The sequence below is a fragment of the Sphingosinicella sp. CPCC 101087 genome, from assembly GCF_004151485.1.
GTDB lineage: Bacteria > Pseudomonadota > Alphaproteobacteria > Sphingomonadales > Sphingomonadaceae > Allosphingosinicella.
In genome coordinates, this window is sequence record NZ_SBFF01000002.1 from 279,793 (window position 1) to 300,426 (window position 20,634).

The 20,634-nt window shown below is 66.5% G+C and carries 18 protein-coding genes; 9 read left to right on the top strand and 9 right to left on the bottom strand.

The genetic code is table 11. The annotated features are described in order from the left end of the window. Positions 1–32 precede the first annotated feature (32 nt). Complete coding sequence (locus EKM57_RS04590) at positions 33–983, top strand: isopenicillin N synthase family oxygenase (RefSeq protein WP_129791295.1); 951 nt, start codon at positions 33–35, stop codon at positions 981–983. A 9-nt stretch (positions 984–992) separates the two neighbouring features. Here EKM57_RS04590 and EKM57_RS04595 read toward each other — a convergent pair whose 3' ends face one another. From EKM57_RS04595 to EKM57_RS04605, 3 genes are all read right to left on the bottom strand, one after another. Continuing rightward, positions 993–1,529 carry a cytidine deaminase gene (locus EKM57_RS04595; RefSeq protein WP_371414120.1) on the bottom strand — a complete coding sequence of 179 codons (537 nt, stop codon included), beginning with the start codon at positions 1,527–1,529 and terminating at the stop codon, positions 993–995. Continuing rightward, positions 1,526–4,945 carry a TonB-dependent receptor gene (locus EKM57_RS04600; RefSeq protein WP_129791297.1) on the bottom strand — a complete coding sequence of 1,140 codons (3,420 nt, stop codon included), beginning with the start codon at positions 4,943–4,945 and terminating at the stop codon, positions 1,526–1,528. Before EKM57_RS04600 ends, EKM57_RS04595 begins: the two co-directional genes overlap by 4 nt. Positions 4,946–5,119: 174 nt before the next feature. Further along, positions 5,120–6,595 carry an AMP nucleosidase gene (locus tag EKM57_RS04605; protein ID WP_129791454.1) on the bottom strand — a complete coding sequence of 492 codons (1,476 nt, stop codon included), beginning with the start codon at positions 6,593–6,595 and terminating at the stop codon, positions 5,120–5,122. A gap of 568 nt (positions 6,596–7,163) precedes the next feature. On the opposite strand from EKM57_RS04605, the gene EKM57_RS04610 reads away from it, so the two are divergent. Continuing rightward, positions 7,164–7,604, top strand: coding sequence for a PilZ domain-containing protein (locus EKM57_RS04610; protein WP_165357171.1), 441 nt, complete (start codon positions 7,164–7,166; stop codon positions 7,602–7,604). 12 nt (positions 7,605–7,616) lie between these two features. Here the strand turns inward: EKM57_RS04610 and EKM57_RS04615 are convergent, their stop codons facing one another. Next, entirely contained in the window at positions 7,617–8,657 is a 1,041-nt protein-coding gene (locus EKM57_RS04615) for a sodium:calcium antiporter (protein ID WP_129791299.1), read from the bottom strand. A 50-nt stretch (positions 8,658–8,707) separates the two neighbouring features. Next, complete coding sequence (locus EKM57_RS04620; RefSeq protein ID WP_129791300.1) at positions 8,708–11,149, bottom strand: membrane-bound PQQ-dependent dehydrogenase, glucose/quinate/shikimate family; 2,442 nt, start codon at positions 11,147–11,149, stop codon at positions 8,708–8,710. Positions 11,150–11,234: 85 nt separating this feature from the next. Between EKM57_RS04620 and EKM57_RS04625 the strand changes: the two genes are divergently transcribed. Next, positions 11,235–11,987: a cytochrome c oxidase assembly protein gene (locus tag EKM57_RS04625; protein ID WP_129791301.1), complete on the top strand. Its 753-nt coding sequence runs from the start codon at positions 11,235–11,237 to the stop codon at positions 11,985–11,987. Positions 11,988–11,991: 4 nt separating this feature from the next. After that, positions 11,992–12,651 (top strand): cytochrome b, encoded by a 660-nt coding sequence (locus EKM57_RS04630; protein ID WP_129791302.1) that lies wholly within the window; start codon positions 11,992–11,994, stop codon positions 12,649–12,651. Here the strand turns inward: EKM57_RS04630 and EKM57_RS04635 are convergent. After that, entirely contained in the window at positions 12,560–13,264 is a 705-nt protein-coding gene (locus tag EKM57_RS04635) for a c-type cytochrome (RefSeq protein WP_165357172.1), read from the bottom strand. The two genes, EKM57_RS04630 and EKM57_RS04635, sit on opposite strands and share 92 nt — an antisense overlap. Positions 13,265–13,329: 65 nt before the next feature. On the opposite strand from EKM57_RS04635, the gene EKM57_RS04640 reads away from it, so the two are divergent. The 4 genes from EKM57_RS04640 to EKM57_RS04655 are packed head-to-tail and all read left to right on the top strand — an operon-like array spanning position 13,330 to position 17,515. Further along, positions 13,330–13,701 (top strand): cytochrome c family protein, encoded by a 372-nt coding sequence (locus EKM57_RS04640; protein WP_129791304.1) that lies wholly within the window; start codon positions 13,330–13,332, stop codon positions 13,699–13,701. Beyond that, positions 13,664–14,644, top strand: a complete 981-nt coding sequence (gene coxB / locus EKM57_RS04645; protein ID WP_129791305.1) for a cytochrome c oxidase subunit II — start codon at positions 13,664–13,666, stop codon at positions 14,642–14,644. Before EKM57_RS04640 ends, coxB begins: the two co-directional genes overlap by 38 nt. Continuing rightward, positions 14,641–17,220, top strand: coding sequence for a cytochrome c oxidase subunit I (locus EKM57_RS04650; RefSeq protein ID WP_129791306.1), 2,580 nt, complete (start codon positions 14,641–14,643; stop codon positions 17,218–17,220). The genes coxB and EKM57_RS04650 overlap by 4 nt, the downstream gene beginning before the upstream one ends. A gap of 1 nt (position 17,221) precedes the next feature. Further along, positions 17,222–17,515, top strand: a complete 294-nt coding sequence (locus EKM57_RS04655) for a hypothetical protein (RefSeq protein WP_129791307.1) — start codon at positions 17,222–17,224, stop codon at positions 17,513–17,515. Between the two features lie 34 nt (positions 17,516–17,549). Here the strand turns inward: EKM57_RS04655 and EKM57_RS04660 are convergent, their stop codons facing one another. Then, entirely contained in the window at positions 17,550–17,768 is a 219-nt protein-coding gene (locus EKM57_RS04660) for a hypothetical protein (protein WP_129791308.1), read from the bottom strand. A gap of 315 nt (positions 17,769–18,083) precedes the next feature. On the opposite strand from EKM57_RS04660, the gene EKM57_RS04665 reads away from it, so the two are divergent. After that, positions 18,084–19,445 (top strand): amidohydrolase family protein, encoded by a 1,362-nt coding sequence (locus EKM57_RS04665; RefSeq protein ID WP_206185291.1) that lies wholly within the window; start codon positions 18,084–18,086, stop codon positions 19,443–19,445. A gap of 21 nt (positions 19,446–19,466) precedes the next feature. Here the strand turns inward: EKM57_RS04665 and EKM57_RS04670 are convergent, their stop codons facing one another. Together EKM57_RS04670 and EKM57_RS04675 are read right to left on the bottom strand one after the other, a co-directional pair. Then, a complete protein-coding gene (locus EKM57_RS04670) occupies positions 19,467–20,168 on the bottom strand; it encodes a class I SAM-dependent methyltransferase (RefSeq protein WP_129791310.1) in 702 nt (233 codons plus the stop codon). Continuing rightward, entirely contained in the window at positions 20,158–20,622 is a 465-nt protein-coding gene (locus EKM57_RS04675; RefSeq protein WP_129791311.1) for an Rrf2 family transcriptional regulator, read from the bottom strand. The genes EKM57_RS04670 and EKM57_RS04675 overlap by 11 nt, the downstream gene beginning before the upstream one ends. Positions 20,623–20,634 lie beyond the last annotated feature (12 nt).

The following is a 20,634-nucleotide window of genomic DNA, read 5'->3' on the forward strand; positions in this document are numbered from 1 at the left end:
GAATCCGCCCCCTGAACCGCTACTTAGCCGGCATGACCGACGTCGCTGCGCGCCCCGCAATCGCCTCCGTCTCGCTGGCCGCCTCGGCCGCGGACCCACAGGGTTTCGCGCAGGAGCTGGGCGGCTCGTTCGAGCGGTTCGGTTTCGCCGTCATCGCCGACCACGGTATCCCCGCCGAGCTTATCGGCCGCGCCGAGCAGAAGGCGCGCGAGTTCTTCGCGCTGCCGGAAGACGTGAAGAAATCCTATCACCTGGCCGGCGGCGGCGGTGCTCGGGGCTATACGCCGTTCGGGATTGAGACCGCCAAGGGCGCAACCGACTACGACCTCAAGGAATTCTGGCACGTCGGCCGCGAGCTCCCGGGCGGCCACCGCTTCGCCGGGCTGATGGCGCCCAACCTCTGGCCGAGGGAGGTGCCGGGCTTTCGCGAGATCTTCCTCGAACTCTATACGGCGTTCGACACGGCCGGGCTTCGAATCCTCGAGGCGATCGCCCGCTATCTCGGCCTGGAGCCCGACTATTTCGAAGGTAGCGTCAAGGACGGCAATTCGGTCCTGCGGCTGCTCCACTACCCCCCGATCCCGAGCGATGGCCCGAACGTCCGGGCCGGCGCGCACGAGGACATCAACACGATCACTTTACTGCTCGGCGCCGAGGAGGCCGGCCTGCAGCTGCTCGACCGCGACGGCAATTGGCTGCCGATCACGCCCAACGAGGGCGAACTCGTCGTCAATATCGGGGACATGCTGCAGCGCCTGACCAACATGAAGCTGCGCTCGACCACGCACCGGGTCGTCAATCCGCCGCCCGAGCGGCGAGGCCACTCCCGTTATTCGATGCCCTTCTTCCTGCACTTCCGTCCCGATTTCCTGATCGAGACCTTGCCCGACTGCATCACCACCGATCGGCCGAACCGTTTTCCGGAGCCGATCACCGCCCACGAATATCTCCTGGAGCGGCTGCGCGAGATCAAGCTGGTCTGACGGGAACGATCAGGCTGAATCCGTGAGGTTGGCCGGACCGAATCCCAGCGGCAGCAGCTCGGAAATGGGGTGGACGGTCACAATCGTGCCGCCGCCATTGGCCGAGATGACTTCCAGGTCGCGCCCCGACACATGGGCTGCCTCCAGGATGGCCTGGCGGCAGCCGCCGCACGAAGTCACGACTGACTCTCCGGCCAGCACTCCGTCCGAGCCGACATGGCCGCCCGCGACCGCGATGCGGGCGATCTTCTCGAGTCCGAAGGCCTGCTTGGCCGCGGTCAGCGCCGCAAGCTCGGCGCAGACGCCGAGCCGGTAGCAGGCATTTTCCATGTTCGAGCCCTTCGCGATCTCGCCGTCGACGGACTCGACCGCGCAGCCGACGCTGAAGCGGGAATAAGGGGCATAAGCCGCCAGCGCGGCGTCGCGGGCATGACGGACGAGGATGTCGTTGCTCATGGGCCCGACGATAGCCGACGGCGCCGCAAAGAGAAGGGCGCCGCGGCACGGCCGCGACGCCCTTGCATGTCGCCTAGGCTGGCGCGTCAGAAATTATAGCTGACGCCGACCTTGATCCGCCAAACCGATGACGAGACATTGATGAGATTGTCTTCCTCGAAGGCGTCCTGGCCGATGAAGTCGGTGATGATGTATCGGCCCTGATCGTCGACTCCACCGAGCGAGGCGACCTCCTGAAGGCCCGCGAAATTACGACGGCGTTGGACGTTCCAGCCGCTGTCGACGAAGTTCAGGAAGTTGTCGAACATCGCATAGAGCCGGATTCGGTCGTTGAACCGACCGCCGCTGATCAACCGGCCCGGCCCCGGCAGGTCCTGCGAGAAGGTCAGATCGAGGTCGAAATACCAGTCGTTCGAGCAGGTGTTGCGCTCGATCGTCCGGCCGACATGGCCCTTGGCGCAGCTCAGCGAGTTGGCGAAGGCGGTCAGCTCCTCGACCGCGCCCGCGTCGGACAGCGGGGAGACGTTCGGATCGTTGATGCCGCTCGGGATGTAGAGCAGCGCGTTGTTGTTGCCCGAGGCGGTGTCGTTGAACACGCCGCCGCCGGCAAAGGTCAGGCTGTACGGACGGCCCGAGCGGGCGACGAACGTAAAGCCGAACTGCGTCTCCAGGCCCTCGAAGAATTCCTCGGCGAAATTGCCCGAAAAGGTGAAGTTGTGACGGCTGTTGTAGAAGCCGCGCGAGGATGCCGGATTCTGACGGTCGAAAGCCGCGCTGAGATCGTAATTGGACCCAGCGGTCGAGTTGTACATGTTCCGGCGATCGCGCGAGTCGGTGAAGGCGTAGCCGGCCGTGAAGAAGCTCGATCCGCCGCTGGTGAAGAGGCCGCCATCGAAATTCTTCGACAGGATGATCGAGGCGACATGGCTGCTGTAGCCGCCCGAGTTGGTCAGCATGAGCTCGTCGTCGCGGCCCGTCACGAAACAGGCTGCGGAGAGGTTCTCGTAGACCGGCGCCGGGTTGGTGTCGACCAGCCGGGCGTCGCATCCGGCCACTGTCGGGTCGATGGCCCGATAGATCGGACGACCGTCGGTGGTGACGCCGATCGGCGTCTGCGACAGGTCGACGAGCGTATAGGGATCCCGATAGCGGCTGTAGATATAGTCGAGATTGATCCTCCAGCCGCTGAAGAGCCCGCTGGCCGCAAAGCCGAATTCCGACTGGAAGCCGATATTCGCCCGGATGACCGTGGGCACCTTGATGTCCGGATCGATCGATTGCGTGTCGCCGAGCCCGTTCGCGGCCCGCGAGATCCCGTCGGCCCGGATACAGGCCGGAACGCCGGCGAACTGGCCGCCCGAAACGACCGAGATCTGCCCGTCGGGGCAGTTCGCGGACGTCGTATTCCCCTCCGCGAAGCCGAAACCGTTATTCTGGAAGGCGTTGCCGAACCAGACGAGCGGATCGCCGCCGGAAAAGATGCCGACGCCGCCGCGCAACTGGGACCGCGAGAAGACCGCAAAGTCGTCGAAGTCGTAGGTGAAGCCGGCGCGCGGCAGGAACACCGGCTCCAGGCTGCTGAAGCCGGTGGTGTTCGGAAAGCCGTACCGGGCAGCGAAGTTGGGATTCGCGTCCGGCCGGCTTCCCGAGAAGAGGTCGGTGCGGACGCCGAGCACGACCTCTAGCTGGTCGTTCACCCTCCAATCGTCCTGGAGGTAGACCGAATAGATGGTCCGGTTGAAATCCGCGGCGGCGTCGTTGACGTCGCCGGTCCGCGAGAAATTACCGAAAGCGCCCACGGTCCCACCACTGACAACGCTGCTCGGGAAGGTCGAGGTCGACGTACCGGGCGACAACAAACCCGCTCGCAGGTCGTCCACGTTCCGGAAGACGAGGGTCCCGGTGGCATTCTGGACGAACAGGTTGAAGATATCCGCGCGGTTGACCTCGAATCCGACCTTGAACTGGTGATCGCCGGCATCGAGATTGGTGACGAAGCGGAACAGGTCCACCTTCGTCTGCAGGTCGTTCGCCGAGCGCGAGTTCCCGGGGCCGGCAAGGACGGTGGCGTCAGGCGTGCCGTCCGGATTGTCGATGCCGACGATGATGCGCGGGATCGGATTGGCCGACTGCGCCTCGCCTCCGCCGATCGGATCCTGAAGGTCCTGGATGTCCGACCGCGAATAGCGGATCTCCGTGGACAGATTGTCCGTCCATTGCGAGTAGAGGCGGGCCGAGTAGTAATCCGACTTGGTGCCGCTGAGATAGAAGGTGTTGAGACCCACGATCTGCGGCGAAGAGCCGGTGAAGAGATCGTCCGCGCGAACCGTTGATTCCTCGAGTCGCTGATAGGTCAGTTCGAGGCGATGGTCGTCGTTGATCTGCCAGTCGAGGCGGCCGAACCAGCGGTCGTTCTCGAAGGGAAGATTGGTCGGCGGCGCGCCGGTCTCGATGCCGTAGACGCTGCTCAGGATGTCCGAGATTTCGTTGAACTGGTCGATCGAAACGCCGCGCACCTCGTTCGGGAAGCCGGCACCGGTGGGACCTTCGTCCTGAGACTCGCCGGCTTCTTGATGCTCGTAGGCACCGAAGAAGAAGAGACGGTCGCGCAGGATCGGTCCGCCGAGAGCAACGCCCCAGCGCTTGTCAGCATCGATCGGGCCGACCGGCTGACCGTCGACCGAGCTTCCGCGCAGGCCGTTATCCGAATATTCGAAGAAGGCGTCGCCATGGAATTCGTTGCCGCCCGATCGGGTGACGACGTTGATCGCGCAGCCGGTGAACTGGCCATATTCGACGTCGAAGGGCGCGAACTGGACCTGCGCCTCGCGGATCGCGTCATAAGGGATGGGAGTCGAGCTGCGCGACGAGAAGCCGGTATCGTTCAGGCCGTAAAGGTCGCTCTGCAGAATGCCGTCCACGGTGAAGCTGTTGCCGCGGTCGTTGCCGCCCAGGCAGGAGATGCGGTCGGAGCCCGAGCCGCCGTCATCGCGGTCGAGGCTGACGCGCGGATCGACGCGGATGATATCGCGGACGTCGCGATTGAAGCTCGGAGCGGTCTCGAGAACGGTCTGGCTGAACGCTGTGCCCGGCCCGATCGCCCGCAACTGCACATTCGCGCGCTGCGCCGTGACGATGATCGCTTCGCCGCCGTCCGCCGACGACAGCGCGAAGTCGAAGGTGGTAGTGCCCTGGACGGTGAGGGTGACGTTCTCGACGGTCTGGCCCTGAAATCCGGGTGCCTGGACCGTAATGGTGTAGGGACCGCCCGTGACGAGGTTCTGGGCGACGAAGAGCCCATCGCCGCCGGTCGTGCTCGTCCTAGTGGCGCCTGTGCGCGTGTCGGTAACGGTTACGGTTGCGCCGGAAATCGGGGCTCCCGCTTCGTCGGCGACGCGTCCGGACACCGATGCGGTGATCTGCTGTGCATAGGCGGCGGGCGCAATGAAGGCGGACGCGGGAGCGACAATGGCCGCCGCCGCGCAGAGCAATTTGAACTTGTTCATGAATATTCCCCCGATAGCGCGATTCGCTGGCCCGCAGGCCCTGCAACGATTCGGCGAAAGTTGTGTGACAATCTCGAGGAGTGTCGCCCGGCCCCGAATACGGCCCGAACCGGTCGCCTCCTGCTTTTCGGCATCCCCGACGTGAGTCCCCGCCGGATTAGCGAACCGGGATTTTCAGCGGAAGGGGGGTTCGTCGAAGCTGCGCAACTTGCGCGAGTGCAATTTGCCGCCCTCGCGTCTAAGGATTTTAAGGGTTTCGATGCCGATCCTGAGATGCTGACTTATGGCGCGCTCATAGAAGGCATTGGCCTGCCCCGGCAGCTTAATTTCTCCATGTAGTGGCTTGTCGGACACACAAAGGAGCGTGCCGTAGGGCACACGGAAGCGATAACCCTGAGCGGCGACCGTGGCCGATTCCATGTCGATGCCCACCGCCCGCGACTGGTTGAAGCGCAGCGCCGACAGCGTGTAGCGCAGCTCCCAATTGCGATCGTCGGTGGTGACGACCGTCCCGGTCCGCAGCCGATGCTTGAGCTGCTGGGGGTCCTCGCCGGTCACCTCTACCGCGGCGGTGAAGAGGGCCTGCTGGATCTCCGCGATGGCGGGCAGCGGAACTTCGACCGGCAGCATGTCGTCGAGCACATGGTCGTCGCGCAGGTAAGCGTGGGCGAGCACATAGTCGCCGATCGTCTGGCTGGGCCTGAGGCCGCCGCAATGGCCGATCATCAGCCATACTTCGGGCCTCATCACCGCCAGATGATCGCAGATCGTCTTCGCGTTGGACGGCCCCACGCCGATATTGACCAGGGTGATGCCTTCGCCCTTCGGCGCGATCAGGTGATAGGCAGGCATCTGGTGACGCCGCCAGCCGCCTCGCGCCACCATCTCCTCGGCGTCGGGCGTATCGCGGGTCACATAGACCCCGCCCGACGCGGACAAGGCTTCGTAGGGGCTGTCCTCGCGGCGCAGCTCTTCGACCGCCCAGCGCACGAACTCGTCGACGTAGCGGACATAGTTGGTGAACAGGACGTAGCGCTGGGCGTGGTGCGCCGGCGTGCCGGTATAGTGGCGAAGGCGAGCGAGGCTGAAATCGACCCGCGGCCCGTCGAACAGCGAGAGCGGCCGTTCGGGCCGAGTCGCATAGTTCCAGGCTCCGTCAGCAATCTCGTCGCCGATATGGACAAGCTCCGGGGTGGGGAAGGTGCGCGCCAGCTCGGCCGCGCGGCCCTCCTCGAGGTGCAGGTCATCGCTGCCGTCGAGAACATAAGGATAGGGAATCTCGCTCCGGGAGCGGCCGACCGACACCTCCACTTCATAGTCGTTGACGAGGAGACCGACCTGCTCCTCGAGATATTTGCGGAACAAGCGCGGCCGGGCGATGCTGGTGGCGTAGCGGCCGGGATGGTTCAGCCGGCCGAAGGCGCGCGAAGGAAACTCGGTTGGCCGCATTCGGTCGAAGTCGATGCGCAGCTCCGGATAGGCAAACAGCCCGGACGCCCGCGCCTCGGCGTCGGGCACGGTCCCGTCCGCCAGATAGGCGGCGAGCGCGTTCCTCAGGTTGGCGACGGACTCGTCGTAAACCGCGGAGAGCTTCGCGATGATGTCCGGAATGTCGTCGACGCTGGTCAAGGATCTGAGCTTTCTCTGCATGGCCATCCACTGCACCGCGGAGGTGTCGGTTCCGGGTCAATCCTCCCTTCGCCTCCTGCTCCGGCATGTCAAATGGACGGGAAGCAGCTTCTTTTTTTGATGAACCGCTCCGTGCGGCGACAGGAATGCGGTTAACGAGAGACTAACCATGCAAGGGAGGACAGGCCTTGCGAAGATATCGATACCGAACTCCGGCTCTGGCCGGGCCGTGGCGCGACTCGCCCGATCAGGCGCTCCGGGATGCCGAGCGCGCGCGGCAGGTGCGATTCGAGGGCCCTCAGGACGTCCGGTGGGTCGTTCCGGGCGAGATCGAGGAAGACCGTCCGGGCCGCTTACGTTAGCGGTTTTCGAGACCGCGGGGGTGGCCGCGCGAGCCCTGACCGAGGAAGCGGGCAGCCTTGGTCGACCGCGAACATTCCGTCGGCTGCGGTGCCGAAAACGCTGCGAAATCTACGGTACGAAACGGTAACGATTTGTCGCGATAATGGCGGCGGCACGGGCGAGGGGACGCACGAGCTGCCAAGACCGCAGGGGGCGGGCTTGGCGCCAGAGACGGGAGTGGTCTGGCGTGCTGAAAGCGATTCGGGACTGGGTCCGGGACGAAGACCCGAAGGACGAACCGGTCGAGGCCGAGACGATTCCGGCCGGGGAAGAGGATGAGGCCAGCGCCCTGTCGGCCAAGGAGCGCCGCCTCTCCGTGCGCCATGATTTCATCGGACACAGGATCGTGATCCGCAGTCGCCGCACGCTGGCGCTGCTCCACCTCAAGGATCTCTCCTGCCACGGTGCCTGCGGGATCACCGACCTGCCGGTCGCGGTGGGAGCCATGGTTTTCCTCACCCTGAAGAAGGGCCGCTTCCACGCCGCCGAGGTTCGCTGGGTCAGGAACGTCATGGTCGGCCTCCGCTTCTACCGGCCGCTCGACCCCGACATGGTCGAGCGGATTCATGCTGCCCACGTCGCCCGCAAGGCGAAGGGCGTGCCGATGGAACACATCGTGGCGGCCTGATGCCGTTGGTCGTCAGATCAGCGTAGCGAGCAAGGCGAGGCCGGCGATGAAGATGAGGATCACGGCGAGGGAGTCATAACCCATCCTCAGGATGGTGCGGTCGCGATGCTCGAGCAGACCGACCATGAAGATTCCGATCAGCATCGCCCCGAGGAGGGCCGAAACGATCTCGAACGTCCCAAGCCTCTCCGTCACGGGCCCTCCCCGATAGACGAGGTCCGAAGGGAGGAAGAACGAGAGGTTGATGAAATTGGTGCCGAGCACCTGTCCGAACGCCAGCTCCGCACGGCGCAGGCGCAGCGCGGTGACGATGGTGGAGAGCTCCGGCAGGGAGGTGGCGATTCCGATCAGCGCGAAGCCGACCATGGCGCTGCCGAGGCCGGTCTGGACGGCGATCGAATCTCCGGCCTGGGACAAGGCGTAGCCGGCGGCGAAGATAAGCCCGCCGTAAGCGGCCGTCCTACTCCAAAGCGTCGACACCGGTACGGCAGCCTCGTCGCCGGCTGCGGTCGGCGCCCTGCGGACCGCCTCGCCGCTGACGGACCAGGGCGAGCGGCGATCGTAGCCGGTCGCTACCCAGAAGGCGCCGAGGCTGGCGGCACAGATTACGAGGCTGGAGACGCCGATACGGGCGAAGGCGTAATCGTCCAGAAGGATGGCGCCGGCCACCAGGATGAGGACGAGCATGCACAAGGTCCCCATCATCAGCACGGATGGGCGCGCGACGATGCCGGTGGCGGCCTCGCGACCGAGGAAGGCGTCGCCGATGGCAAGCAGCAACACGTTGATCGCCGCGCTGCCGAGCAGGTTGTTGAGGCCGAGCTCCGGCCGTCCGATCGAACCGGAGGTGAGGATGTTCGCGGCCTCGGGAAGCGAGGTGATCCCGCCGAGCAGCAGCATTCCGGCGAACGCCTGGTCCACCCGGGTCCGATCGGCGATCGCATCGACGGAGCGGGTAAGCCGGCCGCCGACGATCCAGACGACGGCGGCGGCGACGGCGAAGACCGCGGCGCTCACCCAGAGCGGAGCGCCGGAAAGGTCGAGCGGACCCATTCCTCGCTAACGGAGACGGTCCTGCGGCGTTCCGGCGGGAAGCCTGGAGCTCAGTTCGCCGGCAGCGCGTAGGCGAGGAGCTCGTCCCCGATCGGCGTCTCCATGAAGTGGTGACCGCCGGCCATGATCACCACATATTGTCGGCCGCCCGCCTCGTAGGTCATCGGCGTCGCCTGGCCTCCTGCCGGCAGCACATCCTGCCACAGCGTCTCTCCGGTCCGGATGTCGATCGCGCGGATCAGGTTGTCGGTGGTCGCGGCGATGAAGATCAGGCCGGAGGCGGTCACGACGGCGCCGCCATTATTGGGCGTGCCGATGGTAAGCGGCAGCATCGAAGGGATGCCGAACGGCCCGTTGCGCCGCGCCGATCCGAACGGGCGATCCCAAACCGTGCGGCCGTTCCTGAGGTCGATCGCACGGATTCCGCCATAAGGCGGCCGCTTGCACAGGAGTCCGGTCAGCGGCAGCCTCCAGCCGGCATTGACGTCGATCGCGAAGGGCGTTCCCCATTGCGGATCGCCGGCACCTTCGGGGCTTCCACCCATGTCGCCGCCGCGGGCCTGCTGCTGCTGCGTCGCTTGCGGCGAGCCGCGCGGGAACCAGCCTTCTTCGTTCGCTTCCGCGCGCGGAACCAACCGGTTGTAGTTGGGGGTGTCATTATAATTGGCGACGATCACACCGCGCACCGGATCGATGGCGATCCCGCCCCAGTCGGTGCCGCCATTATAGCCCGGATACTGAATGAAGCGGCGGTCGACGGTCGGCGGCGTATATTGGCCTTCATAGGAGGCCCGGCGGAACTGGATGCGGCAGATCATCTGGTCGATCGGCGACATGCCCCACATGTCGCGCTCGGTGAGGGTCGGTTTGGCGAGACTGTGGAAGGTCGAGAAAGGCTGGGTCGGTGTGCGCCGCTCGGGCTCCACGCCGCCTTGGGGAACCGGCCGCGACTCGACCGGGAAGAGGGGCCGCCCAGTGCGCCGGTCGAGCACATAGATGTCGCCCTGCTTGCTCGGAAGGACGAGGGCCGGCACCGGCGCGCCGTCGCCGGGAAAGTCGACGAGCGTCGCCTGGGCTCCCAGGTCATAGTCCCACACGTCCATGTGAACGGTCTGGAAATTCCAGCGGGGCCGCCCGGTCAGGACGTCCAGCGCGACCAGCGATGTGGCATAGCGATTTTCCGCCGGACGGCGGCTGCCGCTCCAATAATCGGCCGCGCTGTTGCCCATCGGCAAATAGACCAGCCCGAGCGCTTCGTCGCCGCTGGCGATGGTCCACATGTTGGGCGTTCCGCGCGCGAACTGCTGTCCGGCCGGCGGATCGGGGCTCCAGTCGGGATTGACCATGTCCCAGGCCCAGCGTCGCTCACCTGTCACCGCGTCGTACCCCTGGATCACGCCGGACGGCGCGTCGCGCCGCTGCCCGTCCAGGACCTGGTGTCCCGTGACGATGATCCCGCGCACGATCGTCGGGGGCGAGGTGATCGAGACCATTCCGGGAACGATCGGGCCGAGGCCGGCCTTGATGTCCACCTGGCCGTTCCTGCCGAAGCCGGGGCAGAGTCGGCCGGTCCGCGCGTCGACGGCAATGATCCGGCCGTCGAGCGTGCCCTGAATGATCCGCGCCGCGCAGACCTGGTTCGGCGGCGCGCCTGGAACGGCGAAATAGGCCACGCCACGGCAGGCTGCGGTGTAAGGGATCCACTCGTCGGTTACTCCGGGATCGTAGCGCCACCTTTGCTGGCCCGTCGCCGGATCGAGCGCGATCATGATGTTCTTCGCCGAACAGAGATAGAGCGTGTCGCCGACCTTGAGCGGGGTCGTCTCCGCGCCATATTTGTCCTGCGCTGCTGCGCTGCCGGGCAGGTCGCGAGTGTGATAGGTCCAGACGCGCTCCAGCCGGCGGACATTGTCCGGATTGATCTGCGCGAGCGGCGAATAGCGGCGCGCGGCGTAGGTGCCGCCATAAGCCGGCCAATCGGAGCCGACGGTCATGAGCGACGGATCGCCCATTCCGGGCCCCAGCGGAGAGGGTAGCGCAGCGATGGCCGGCCGGTTCGCGCTCGATGCCAGGAGGCCGCCGGCTACGACCAGCAGAACGACCGCAGCGACCCCCGCCAACGCCGTTCGCCATTTCCACCGTTCAGGCTGAAGCAGGGGCATGATCAACAGGAGGAGAACCAGCAGCACGGTGGGAGCGATCACCCGCGGCACCAGTGCCCATCCGTCCAGCCCGACTTCCCACAGGGCCCAGACCAGCGTCAGCAGGAAGACGATGAGATAGACCCATGCGCCGGAAGGGCGGCCGCGGATCAGTAGCGCGCCCGAGGCGAGCAGGCCGAGGCCGGCCGCAAGATAGTAAACGGAGCCGCCGAGGGAGGCGAGCCAGACGCCGCCGATGGCGAGAACCAGGCCGATCAAGGCGAACAGCGCCCCGAGCAACATCACGATCAGCGACTTGCTGCGGGGCCGCTGAGACGCGTCGTGGGCCATATCGCTCTCCCTTGGCTGCGGAACCGACTCGCACCAGATCGGTTCCGAAGGGGAGTTTCGGGACCGCGAAGGGACCTCCGCCGTCATGCCCGCAGGGACAATCTGGACGCCTTATTGCGGCGCGGCCCCGCTGCCGGCCGAGCTATGGCAGCGGTGGAACCTCGATCCCCTGCTGCTTGCCGTTCTGCTGGCCGCGGCGGCCGGCTATGCTCTCTCGACACGAACCTGGGCGCGGTCGCGGCGCATGCGCTTCGCTGCTGCGACGGCGCTGCTGCTGGTTCTGTTCGTTTCCCCCTTCTGCGCACTGACTTCGGCCCTCTTCTCGGCACGAGTCGTTCATCACGTCCTGCTGGTGACGATTGTGGCGCCGCTGCTGGTCCGGTCCTTCCCGCTGGCGGCGCGGCCTGGCGCGCGCTCGGTCCTTGCAGCGACCACCGCCGCCCAAGCCATCGTCTTCTGGCTGTGGCACGCGCCACCGGTTTATGGATGGGCGCTGTCATCCGACGCCGCTTATTGGCTGATGCAAGCCAGCCTGCTCGCCGCTGCTGCCGCCTTCTGGGCGGCCATCCGCCGCGCCTCGGCGCCGGCTGCGTCCGCGGCCCTGCTCGCGACGATGGTGCAGATGGGCCTGCTCGGGGCGCTCATCACCTTCGCGCCCCGGGCGCTCTATGCACCCCATTTCGCTGCCACTGCGGGCTGGGGCTATTCGCCCCTCGAGGACCAGCAGCTTGCCGGGCTCATCATGTGGGCGCCGGCCGCCGCCCTCTACCTCGGCGCGGCCCTGCTGCTGCTCGCCCGGATGATCGGCCCCGATCCGGAACGGGCGCGCGCCGGATGACCCTGTGATCGCGGCCCTGCGCGCCTGGGCGCGGCGCCATACCGAGCGAAGCCGCTACTCCCCGGTCGGCATCGTCTTTCACTGGGTTATGGCGGCCCTGGTCCTGTTTCAGCTCGGCTGGGGCTGGTATACCGGCTTCCTGGCGGCCGGCGGGGACAAGCTCGCCGCCTACCGAATCCACAGCGACGTCGGGCTGCTGATCCTCCTCCTCGCGATCGGACGCTTCGCCTGGCGCCTGATCATTCCCGGGCCGATCAATGACGCCGACCTACCCGGCATCCAGAGCAAAATCGCCTACGCCACCCACTATGTCTTCTATATCTGCTTCTTCGGTCTGCCCTTGAGCGGCTGGGCGATGTGGTCTGCGCTGGGCGAGAATGCTCCGCTGGCGATCGCCGGCCTCGTACCGTGGCCGGCGCTTCCGTTCGAGGAGCTCCCGAGTTCCCTGCAATGGGCGATCATGGACTATGCCGAGGACGTCCATCACCTGCTCGTCCTGACCCTTGCCGGCCTAGTTCCGCTCCACGTCGCGGCAGCGCTGAAGCATCATTTCTGGGATCGACACGACGTGCTCAGGGGAATGATTCCGGAGGTTCCGGACGAGGAATCGGGCCCCCAAGCGCCGAAGCATAAGCCGAGACCGATCGAATCTCGTCCGGCGTGAGCCGGCGGCTGATCCGCAGCATCAGATTTTCGGGATCGTTGCGCCGCTTGCCGGCCCGCCAGGCATCGAGCTGGGCCGCGAGGTAGGCGGCCGGCTGGCCGGCCAAGGGCGGGTTGCCCGCGCCGACGCCTTCACCGGACCGGCCGTGGCAGGCGGCGCAGGCGGGCAATCCCCGTGCCGGATCGCCCGAGCCGTATAGGGCCTGAGCCGGGAGGCCGGAGGCGGGGACGGCGGGAGCGGGGAGGGCGTCGCCCGGCGGCGGTACCGGCCTCGGCATTCGTGCATAGTGCAGCGATACGGCCTGCCGCTCGGCGGCGCTCAGTTGGCGCGCAATATATTCCATTTGGGAATGGCGGCGCAGGCCCGAAGCATAGCCCTCCATCTGGGCATCCAGATAGCCGACATCGAGCGCGGCGAGCCTCGGCGCGCCGGCGCCGTTGCCGCCGCCGTCGAGCCCGTGACAGGTGAAGCAGGCATTTTGGGCGCCGCTTCTCCCGCCGCTGAGCGCGATCAGCTCGCCCGATTCTGAAAAGGGATCGGGGGCGGGCCGATCGGCCGGCGCGCAGCCCCCGGCGAGGAGCAAGGCCGCGGACAGGAACCTGACCGGAATCATGGTTCGGGAACCACAGCCGGGCCACGTTGTTCCGTTCGGGAAACCACCCGCCGAACAGGGAAAGCTTGAACTCCGCTTATACATTCCCGGCCGCCCTCCTGCTGCTGGCTGCCTGCAAGCCCCCGCCCGAAGGCCGCCACCATATGCCGGAGGCGGATCCCGCGGCGGGCCGGGATGTGGTGCAGCGGGTCGGCTGTGCCAGCTGCCATGTCTTTCCGGACATCAGCTGGCCGCGCGGCGCGCTCGGGCCGAACCTCGGCGACTTTGCCGACCAGGGACTGATAGGCGGCCGGGTGCCGAACCGTCCGGACCTCCTCGCGGCCTTCGTGCGCGACGCGCCAGCTCTCATTCCCGGCACGACCATGCCGGCCATGCCGATCAGTGAAAGGGAGTCGCGCGATGTGGCCGCGTATCTCTACACCCTCCGGGATCGTTGAAGGCCTCGCCGGCTGGCCGCCGCCGGTGCTGGACCCGGCAGGGCCTTATGCCGGGTCGGTCGCAGCGCTGAGCTGGGCGTTGATCGCCCTGGCGGCCGGCATCTTCCTGATCGTGCTCGCCGCCTTGTGGATCGCGCTTCGGGGCCGGGAGCGGCTTCGCGCGCGGCTCGGCGGCGAGCGCGCGATATGGATCGGCGGCGTGGTCTTCCCCGTCGTGGTCCTCACCGCGCTCCTGATCTGGGGCCTGACGCTCACGCGGAACCTCTCCGAACCGGCGGGCGGCCCGGAACTGCGGATGCGGGTGAGCGGCGAAATGTGGTGGTGGCGGGTTTCCTATCTCGACGGGAACGGCCGGGCGTTCATGCAGGACGCCAACGAGCTTCACATTCCGGTCGGCCGTACGATCGCGATCGAGCTGGTCTCACCCGACGTGATTCACAGCTTCTGGGTGCCGCAGCTCTCGGGCAAGCTCGACATGGTGCCCGGGCGCCGCAACCTCATCCGCATACAGGCCGATCGCCCCGGAACCTATGCCGGCATTTGCGCGGAATATTGCGGCGGTCCGCACGCGCTGATGGGTTTTCTCGTCGTCGCACATGCGCCGGACGATTATGCGCGCTGGCTGGCCGCGCGCCGGGCGCCGCGCGCGGCGCCGCCGGACCGGCAGTCGGCACGCGGCGCGGCCCTGTTCGTCTCCGCAGGATGCGCCGCCTGCCACCGAATCGCCGGCACTCCCGCTAACGGCCAGGCGGGGCCCGACCTCACCCATGTCGGTTCGCGCCGCACGCTCGGGGCCGGAATCCTCCCCAACAATCGGGGCACGATGATCGGCTGGATCGGCAACAGCCAGGCGATCAAGCCCGGCAACCGGATGCCTCCCTATACCGTCCTCCCGGGTGAGGATCTGCAGGCGCTCGCGGCCTATCTCGAGGCGCAGCGGTGAACGCGTCCCGAACCTCGGGCGCGGTCCCGCCCGCCGCTTCGGTCTCCGAAACCGGTTTCGATCCCACCTTGTTCGATCGGTTTCCCACAAGCGGGGAGCGGCCCGAAGGCGAGCTCGGCGAGCTCGAGCATGTATGGCGGGCGCCGCGCGGCTGGGGGCTGCTCACGGTCGTAAACAACAATTATGTCGGGATCTTCTATGTAGGCGCCGCTTTCCTCTTCTTCCTGCTCGCCGGCATTCTCGCATTGGTCATGCGCGTCCAGCTTGCGCTGCCGCTGAACGGCGTGCTGCCGCAGGAGACGTACAACCAATTCTTCACCATGCACGGCACGGTGATGATGTTCCTGTTCGCCGTGCCTGCGGTCGAGGCGCTCGGCGTATTGCTGCTGCCGCAAATGCTGGCGGCGCGGGACCTGCCTTTTCCGCGTCTTTCCGCCTATGCCTTCTGGGCCTATCTGGTCGGCGGCCTCGCTTTCTTCGCCTCGATCTTCGTCGGGCTTGCGCCGAACGGCGGCTGGTTCATGTATCCGCCGCTGACGAGCACCGCTTACTCGCCCGGGATCAACGCCGATTTCTGGTTGCTCGGAATCGGATTTATCGAGATCTCCGCAATCGCCGGGGCGATCGAGATCATCGTCGGCGTGCTCAAGACCCGGGCACCGGGCATGAGCCTGGACAAGATGCCGATCTTCGCCTGGGCAATGCTGGTCTTCGCCGGCATGATCATCATCGCTTTTCCGGCGGTGATCTTCGGCACGCTCGCTCTCGAGCTCGAGCGGGCGCTGAATTGGCCGTTCTTCGATCCGACGCGGGGCGGCGATCCGCTATTGTGGCAGCATCTGTTCTGGTTCTTCGGTCATCCGGAGGTCTACATCATCTTCCTCCCCGCCGCCGGCCTCGTGTCGATGATGGTGGCGGCGCTGTCCCGCACGCCCCTCGTCGGATACCGGCTCGTGGTGCTGGCGCTGGTAGCTACCGCCTTCATCAGTTTCGGCGTCTGGGCACATCACATGTTCGCCGTCGGCATGCCGCGCCTTTCGGTCGGCTTCTTTTCGGCGGCGAGCATGGCGGTGAGCGTGCCGGCGGGGATCCAAGTTTTCGCCTGGATCGCCACATTGAGCGTCGGGCGTCCACGCTACCAGACACCGACCTTGTTCCTGGTCGGCGGTCTCGTCACCTTTGTCCTGGGCGGCCTTACCGGAGTCATGGTGGCGATGGTGCCCTTCGACTGGCAGGTGCACGACAGCTACTTCATCGTCGCCCACCTTCACTATGTCCTGATCGGCGGGATGGTGTTTCCGATGTTCGCCGGCTTCTATTATTGGACGCCGATGATGAGCCGGCGCCCGCTGTCGGAACGGCTCGGCAAATGGGTGTTCTGGCTGATGTTCGCGGGCATGCAGGTGACCTTCCTGCCCATGCACCTCACCGGATTCATGGGCATGCCCCGGCGTGTATACACCTACCTTCCGGGCCGTGACTGGGAGATCACCAACATGATTTCAACGGTCGGCGCGTTCATGCTCGCCGCCGGCATCCTCATCTTCCTGGTCGACCTCATCCGCAATTTCCGCTTTGCCGCCGAGGGCAATGCCGGCAACGTCTATGGCGGTGGCACGCTCGAGTGGCTGCCGACCGGCCTCTACTCGACGCGCAGCATACCGTTGGTCACCAGCCGCGAGCCCCTGTGGGACCGCCCGGGCCTTTCGCGCGAGGTGGAGGAGGGGCGCTACTTCCTGCCCGGCTCGGCGACCGGCAATCGCGAAACGATCATCACCAGTCCGCTGAGGGCCGAGCCGCAATATCTCCAGATCATGCCCGGGCCTTCGGTCTGGCCGCTGCTTTCGGCCATCTTCACCGCGGGCTTCTTCCTGCTGCTGACGGTCCAGGCCTATCTGGTCGGAGTCGTCAGCGGCCTGGTTGCCATCTGGTGCATGATCCGATGGCTGTGGGAGACCGATCGGCCGGTAAGGCCGCCCACAGCGGACATCGGCGCAGGCATCGAGGTTCCGACCTACGTCACCGGACCATCGACCCACGGTTGGTGGGCCATGGTCGTGCTCCAGATCGTCATCGGCATGATCTTCCTGATGGCCGCCTTCTCCTATCTTTATCTCTACGGCGTTCACACCTCCTTCTGGACCGCGCCGCCGGCGCCTTCATGGCTCGCATTGCTGCTGCCGCTCTACGGAGCGGGAATGGGTCTCGCCTGGCTGGCGCGGGTGCTGCTGGCCCGGCGACGGTCGACCCTCTGGTCGCCGGCGACGGCCCTGCTGTTCGGCGCCGCGTCACTGCTCACCGGTTTCGTCCTGGATTGCTTGAGCTGGCGCTGGTCCGGCCTCGACCCGGAGGCGAGCGGGCAGGGTGCCACCGTCTACGGCCTGCTGGCCATCCAGGGCTTCGTCACCGGTGTCGCGGTCCTGATCGCGCTCTACGTGGCGGCCCGCAACAGCCGCGGGCTGGTCACGCGGCCGCGCAACAACAGCTTCGACCTCGCTGTCCTGTTCCTGATCTACACCGGCGCGCAAGGCGTGCTCGGCGCCGCTCTGGTACGACTCTTCCCGGGTGCGGTCTGAAATGCGCGCCTGGCTTCTCCTGCTCGGTGGAATGCTGGTCTGGACGATCCACTTCTTCGTCCTCTACGGACTCGGCAGCCTGTTCGGCACGACCCCCACGGCGCGGATCGGGACGCTGCTGGTCACGCTCGCCTGCCTCGCCGCGAACCTCGCCATTCTCGTCACGTGCATGCGTATCGCGCGCACTGCCGACCGCGAGTCGGTGCTCGGCTGGCCCGCCCGGCTGGGCGCTCCGGTCGCCGTCCTGTCGATCGTCTCCGTCGCGTGGCAGGCCTTTCCCGCCCTGTTCACCTGATCCGGTGCCGACGATCAGATCCATAGCGCGCGCATCAGCGGCGGCGCCGCTCCGCGTCCCACTCCTCCCGCGTCATGCACACTTCCTGGCGACGGAAGCGCTCGCCGAGCCGCTCGGAGGGAACGAGCCTGCGCCTGCAGATCGCTTGTTCATCCTGCTCCGGCTCTTCCTGGCGGGGCGTTTCGGCGCTCGTTTCGGTAGCGGGCGCCGTCGGGACGGTGAGAAGCAAGGCGGACAGAAGCAGATCGACCATAAGCGTCCTCCACGATCAAAGCCTGAGCAGACAGATCTCGCCGCAGCCGGCGGCGGTCGCCGTAGAAACCGCAGCCCGGAGGGTTCGCAAATCTCGTAAATGCCGCAAGTGCGAACCGCGGATTCCGCGCGAAATGTTCACCCGGATCATGCGACGCGGCATCCCTGTTTCTTGCGCCTGAATCCCCCCGGCCTTACGATCGGCCGTCGCTCAAATTACCGGCTTCGATCCGGTGCAGCAACAGGAGGCGTCTCCGTGTCATGCCGCCTTTCATATTCCCGCTTCCTGCCGTTCCTCGGTCCCCTGTTTCTGGCCATGACGTCGCTTGCGCTCGCCGGTTCGGCTTCGGCGGCGGCCACGCAGGCGTCCGGCGCGCCTAGCGAAACGATCGCGTTCGTCGGGGTGAATGTGGTCCCGATGGATTCCGAGCGGGTGCTTGAAGATTACACGGTCATCGTTCGCGAAGGCCGGATCATCGCAGTCGCGCCGCGGCGAACGGCGGAGCTCCCCGACGGCACGCGTCGGATCGACGGCACCGGCCGCTGGCTGCTGCCGGGCCTCGCCGAGATGCACGGGCATGTGCCGGGACCGCGCGATCCGGACTATGCCGAGAACGTCCTGTTCCTCTACGTCGCAAACGGGGTCACGACGGTGCGGAACATGGCAGGGCATCCCTCCCATCCCGCCCTTCGCGACCGCATAGCACGCGGCGACCTGATCGGCCCGACCCTGCACGTCGCCAGCCCCTGGCTCGGCCCGGATGTGGCGGGAACGCCGGAGGGTGCCCGGGCGGCGGTGCGGCACCATCGCGCGGCCGGATTCGACCTCCTGAAGATCGGCAGCCTCACGCGCGATGCCTATCCGGCCATGGCCGAAACAGCGCATGAGATCGGCATGCCGTTCGGTGGCCACATTCCTGCGGACGTCGGGCTTGTCGGTGCACTCGACGCGAGGCAGTCCTCGATCGATCATCTCGATCGGTATGTCGAGTATCTGGTGCCGGAAGATCGCCGACCCGACGGGGAGGATTCCGGTTTCTTCGGCAGCCGCTGGATCCACCTGGTCGACGAAGGACGGCTCGAGGAAGCGGTGGCCCGTACCCTGGCCGCCGGGACATGGAACGTCCCGACCTTGAGCCTGGTCGAGCATCTCGCCTCGCCGGAGTCCGGCGATGCGATGATCCGGCGCCCGGAGATGCGTTACATGCCTCGGCGCGTGCTGGACGGCTGGGTGCGCGCCAAGCAGGAATTCTCGGCACGCGAGGACTTCCAGCCCGACGCGACGCGGGCTTTGGTGGAGTTGCGGCGACGGCTCGTTCGGGCGCTGCACTCAGCCGGCGCGCCGATCGCCTTGGGGTCCGATGCGCCGCAATTCTTCAACGTGCCCGGCTTCTCGATTCACCACGAGATGCGGATGATGGCCGCGGCCGGACTCAGTCCGTTCGAGGTGCTGGCGACCGGCACGCGCGATGCGGCCCGCTATTTCGGCACGCCGGACGCGTTCGGGACGATCGCGCCGGGACGAAGCGCCGACATGATCCTCCTAGAGGCGAACCCGCTGGAGGACCTGGCGAACGTGGAGCGCCGCGCGGGCGTGATGGTGCGCGGGCGGTGGCTGCCGGAAGAGGAGATACAGGCCGGGCTCGAGAGGATTGCCGCGCAGGCTGCCGGGGAATGAAGGCGGCAATGCTCGCCCCGTTCAGGCATAGGCTACCCAGCCTCGCCAGGTGAACGCGGCGAAGAACATCGATACGTCGGAGAAGCCGGCATCCCGCATGACCGCCTCATCCTGTTCGGGGTTGAGCAGACTCAGGCTGGCGTCGACCGCCGCCCGGGCGCTGTGTGCATGTTCGACCTCCGCGCCCGAAGCGATGGCGTAAGCCGCATATCGTTGCAGCCAAAGCGCGCGATCCTCGCCCTCCTGGGGAAAGCTGGAATGCGCAGCCACGAAAGGCGCGCCGGGTCTGAGCCGGCGCCGGGTCTCGAGAAGCGTGCGCTGACGTTCCGCTGCGTCGAGAAAGTGGAGGGTCAGCAGGCAGGTCGCCGCGTCGAAGGGGCCTTCGGGCGCATTGTCGATATAGCCTTCGACGAGCTGGACGCGCGCGCCCAGCGCGCCGAGCCCCTTTTCGGCCAGCTTCAGCATCTCCGCCGAAGGATCGACGCCGACGAAGGTCCAGTCGGGGTGGGCCAGTGCCAAAGCCTTCAGCTCGAGCCCGCCGCCGGCGCCGAGGACGAGCACCTTTGCGTCCCGCGGTGCACGCTCGGCCAGAAGGATTCCGGTCATGCGGTGGATCGCTTCGAATCCGGGCACGAAGCGCCGGGGGCCCTCGGCGTAGCGGCTTACCGCCTCGGGATCGGAAAAGGTGTCGAGGAAATATTGCGGGCCAATCTCAGCCGGCATGATCATTCTCCATATGGTGCGATCCCTTGCTGGCCAGCAGGCGCGCGTGAAAGTCGGCGCTCAGCATGGCCAGGGTGACTTCGCCGAAGCGCGAAAGCAGCCGCCGCTCCGCATCCCGGAATGCACTGTCGAGGGCAGCATTCACCGCCTGCTCGACGAGACAATCAGGTGCCTCGCTCCGATTGCCCACGGCGAGGAGGGAGGGCCGGCCAAGGGCCTCGTAAATGTCCCGTAGCGTGATCGAATCGAGATCCCGCGCCAGCGTCCAGCCGCCGCCATGCCCCTTTTCGGACCGCACATATCCCTGCTTTCGGAGGCCGGCCATGGTCCGCCGGATGACCACCGGGTTGGTCTGCATCGCCTTCGCCAGCACCTCGGAGGTCACTGGCCTGCTCTGCTCCGCCATGTGCAGCAGGACGTGAAGCACGCCCGAGAGTCTGCTGTCCCGATTCATGTAACATCAGAT

Bases quoted from the DNA above. Each gene is read 5' to 3' on its own strand.
- EKM57_RS04590 (WP_129791295.1), top strand. From the start codon at position 33: ATGACCGACGTCGCTGCGCGCCCCGCAATCGCCTCCGTCTCGCTGGCC.
- EKM57_RS04600 (WP_129791297.1), bottom strand. From the start codon at position 4,945: ATGAACAAGTTCAAATTGCTCTGCGCGGCGGCGGCCATTGTCGCTCCC.
- EKM57_RS04605 (WP_129791454.1), bottom strand. From the start codon at position 6,595: ATGCAGAGAAAGCTCAGATCCTTGACCAGCGTCGACGACATTCCGGAC.
- EKM57_RS04615 (WP_129791299.1), bottom strand. From the start codon at position 8,657: ATGGGTCCGCTCGACCTTTCCGGCGCTCCGCTCTGGGTGAGCGCCGCG.
- EKM57_RS04620 (WP_129791300.1), bottom strand. From the start codon at position 11,149: ATGGCCCACGACGCGTCTCAGCGGCCCCGCAGCAAGTCGCTGATCGTG.
- EKM57_RS04625 (WP_129791301.1), top strand. From the start codon at position 11,235: ATGCCCGCAGGGACAATCTGGACGCCTTATTGCGGCGCGGCCCCGCTG.
- EKM57_RS04635 (WP_165357172.1), bottom strand. From the start codon at position 13,264: ATGATTCCGGTCAGGTTCCTGTCCGCGGCCTTGCTCCTCGCCGGGGGC.
- coxB (WP_129791305.1), top strand. From the start codon at position 13,664: ATGTGGCCGCGTATCTCTACACCCTCCGGGATCGTTGAAGGCCTCGCC.
- EKM57_RS04655 (WP_129791307.1), top strand. From the start codon at position 17,222: ATGCGCGCCTGGCTTCTCCTGCTCGGTGGAATGCTGGTCTGGACGATC.
- EKM57_RS04660 (WP_129791308.1), bottom strand. From the start codon at position 17,768: ATGGTCGATCTGCTTCTGTCCGCCTTGCTTCTCACCGTCCCGACGGCG.
- EKM57_RS04665 (WP_206185291.1), top strand. From the start codon at position 18,084: ATGACGTCGCTTGCGCTCGCCGGTTCGGCTTCGGCGGCGGCCACGCAG.
- EKM57_RS04670 (WP_129791310.1), bottom strand. From the start codon at position 20,168: ATGCCGGCTGAGATTGGCCCGCAATATTTCCTCGACACCTTTTCCGAT.
- EKM57_RS04675 (WP_129791311.1), bottom strand. From the start codon at position 20,622: ATGAATCGGGACAGCAGACTCTCGGGCGTGCTTCACGTCCTGCTGCAC.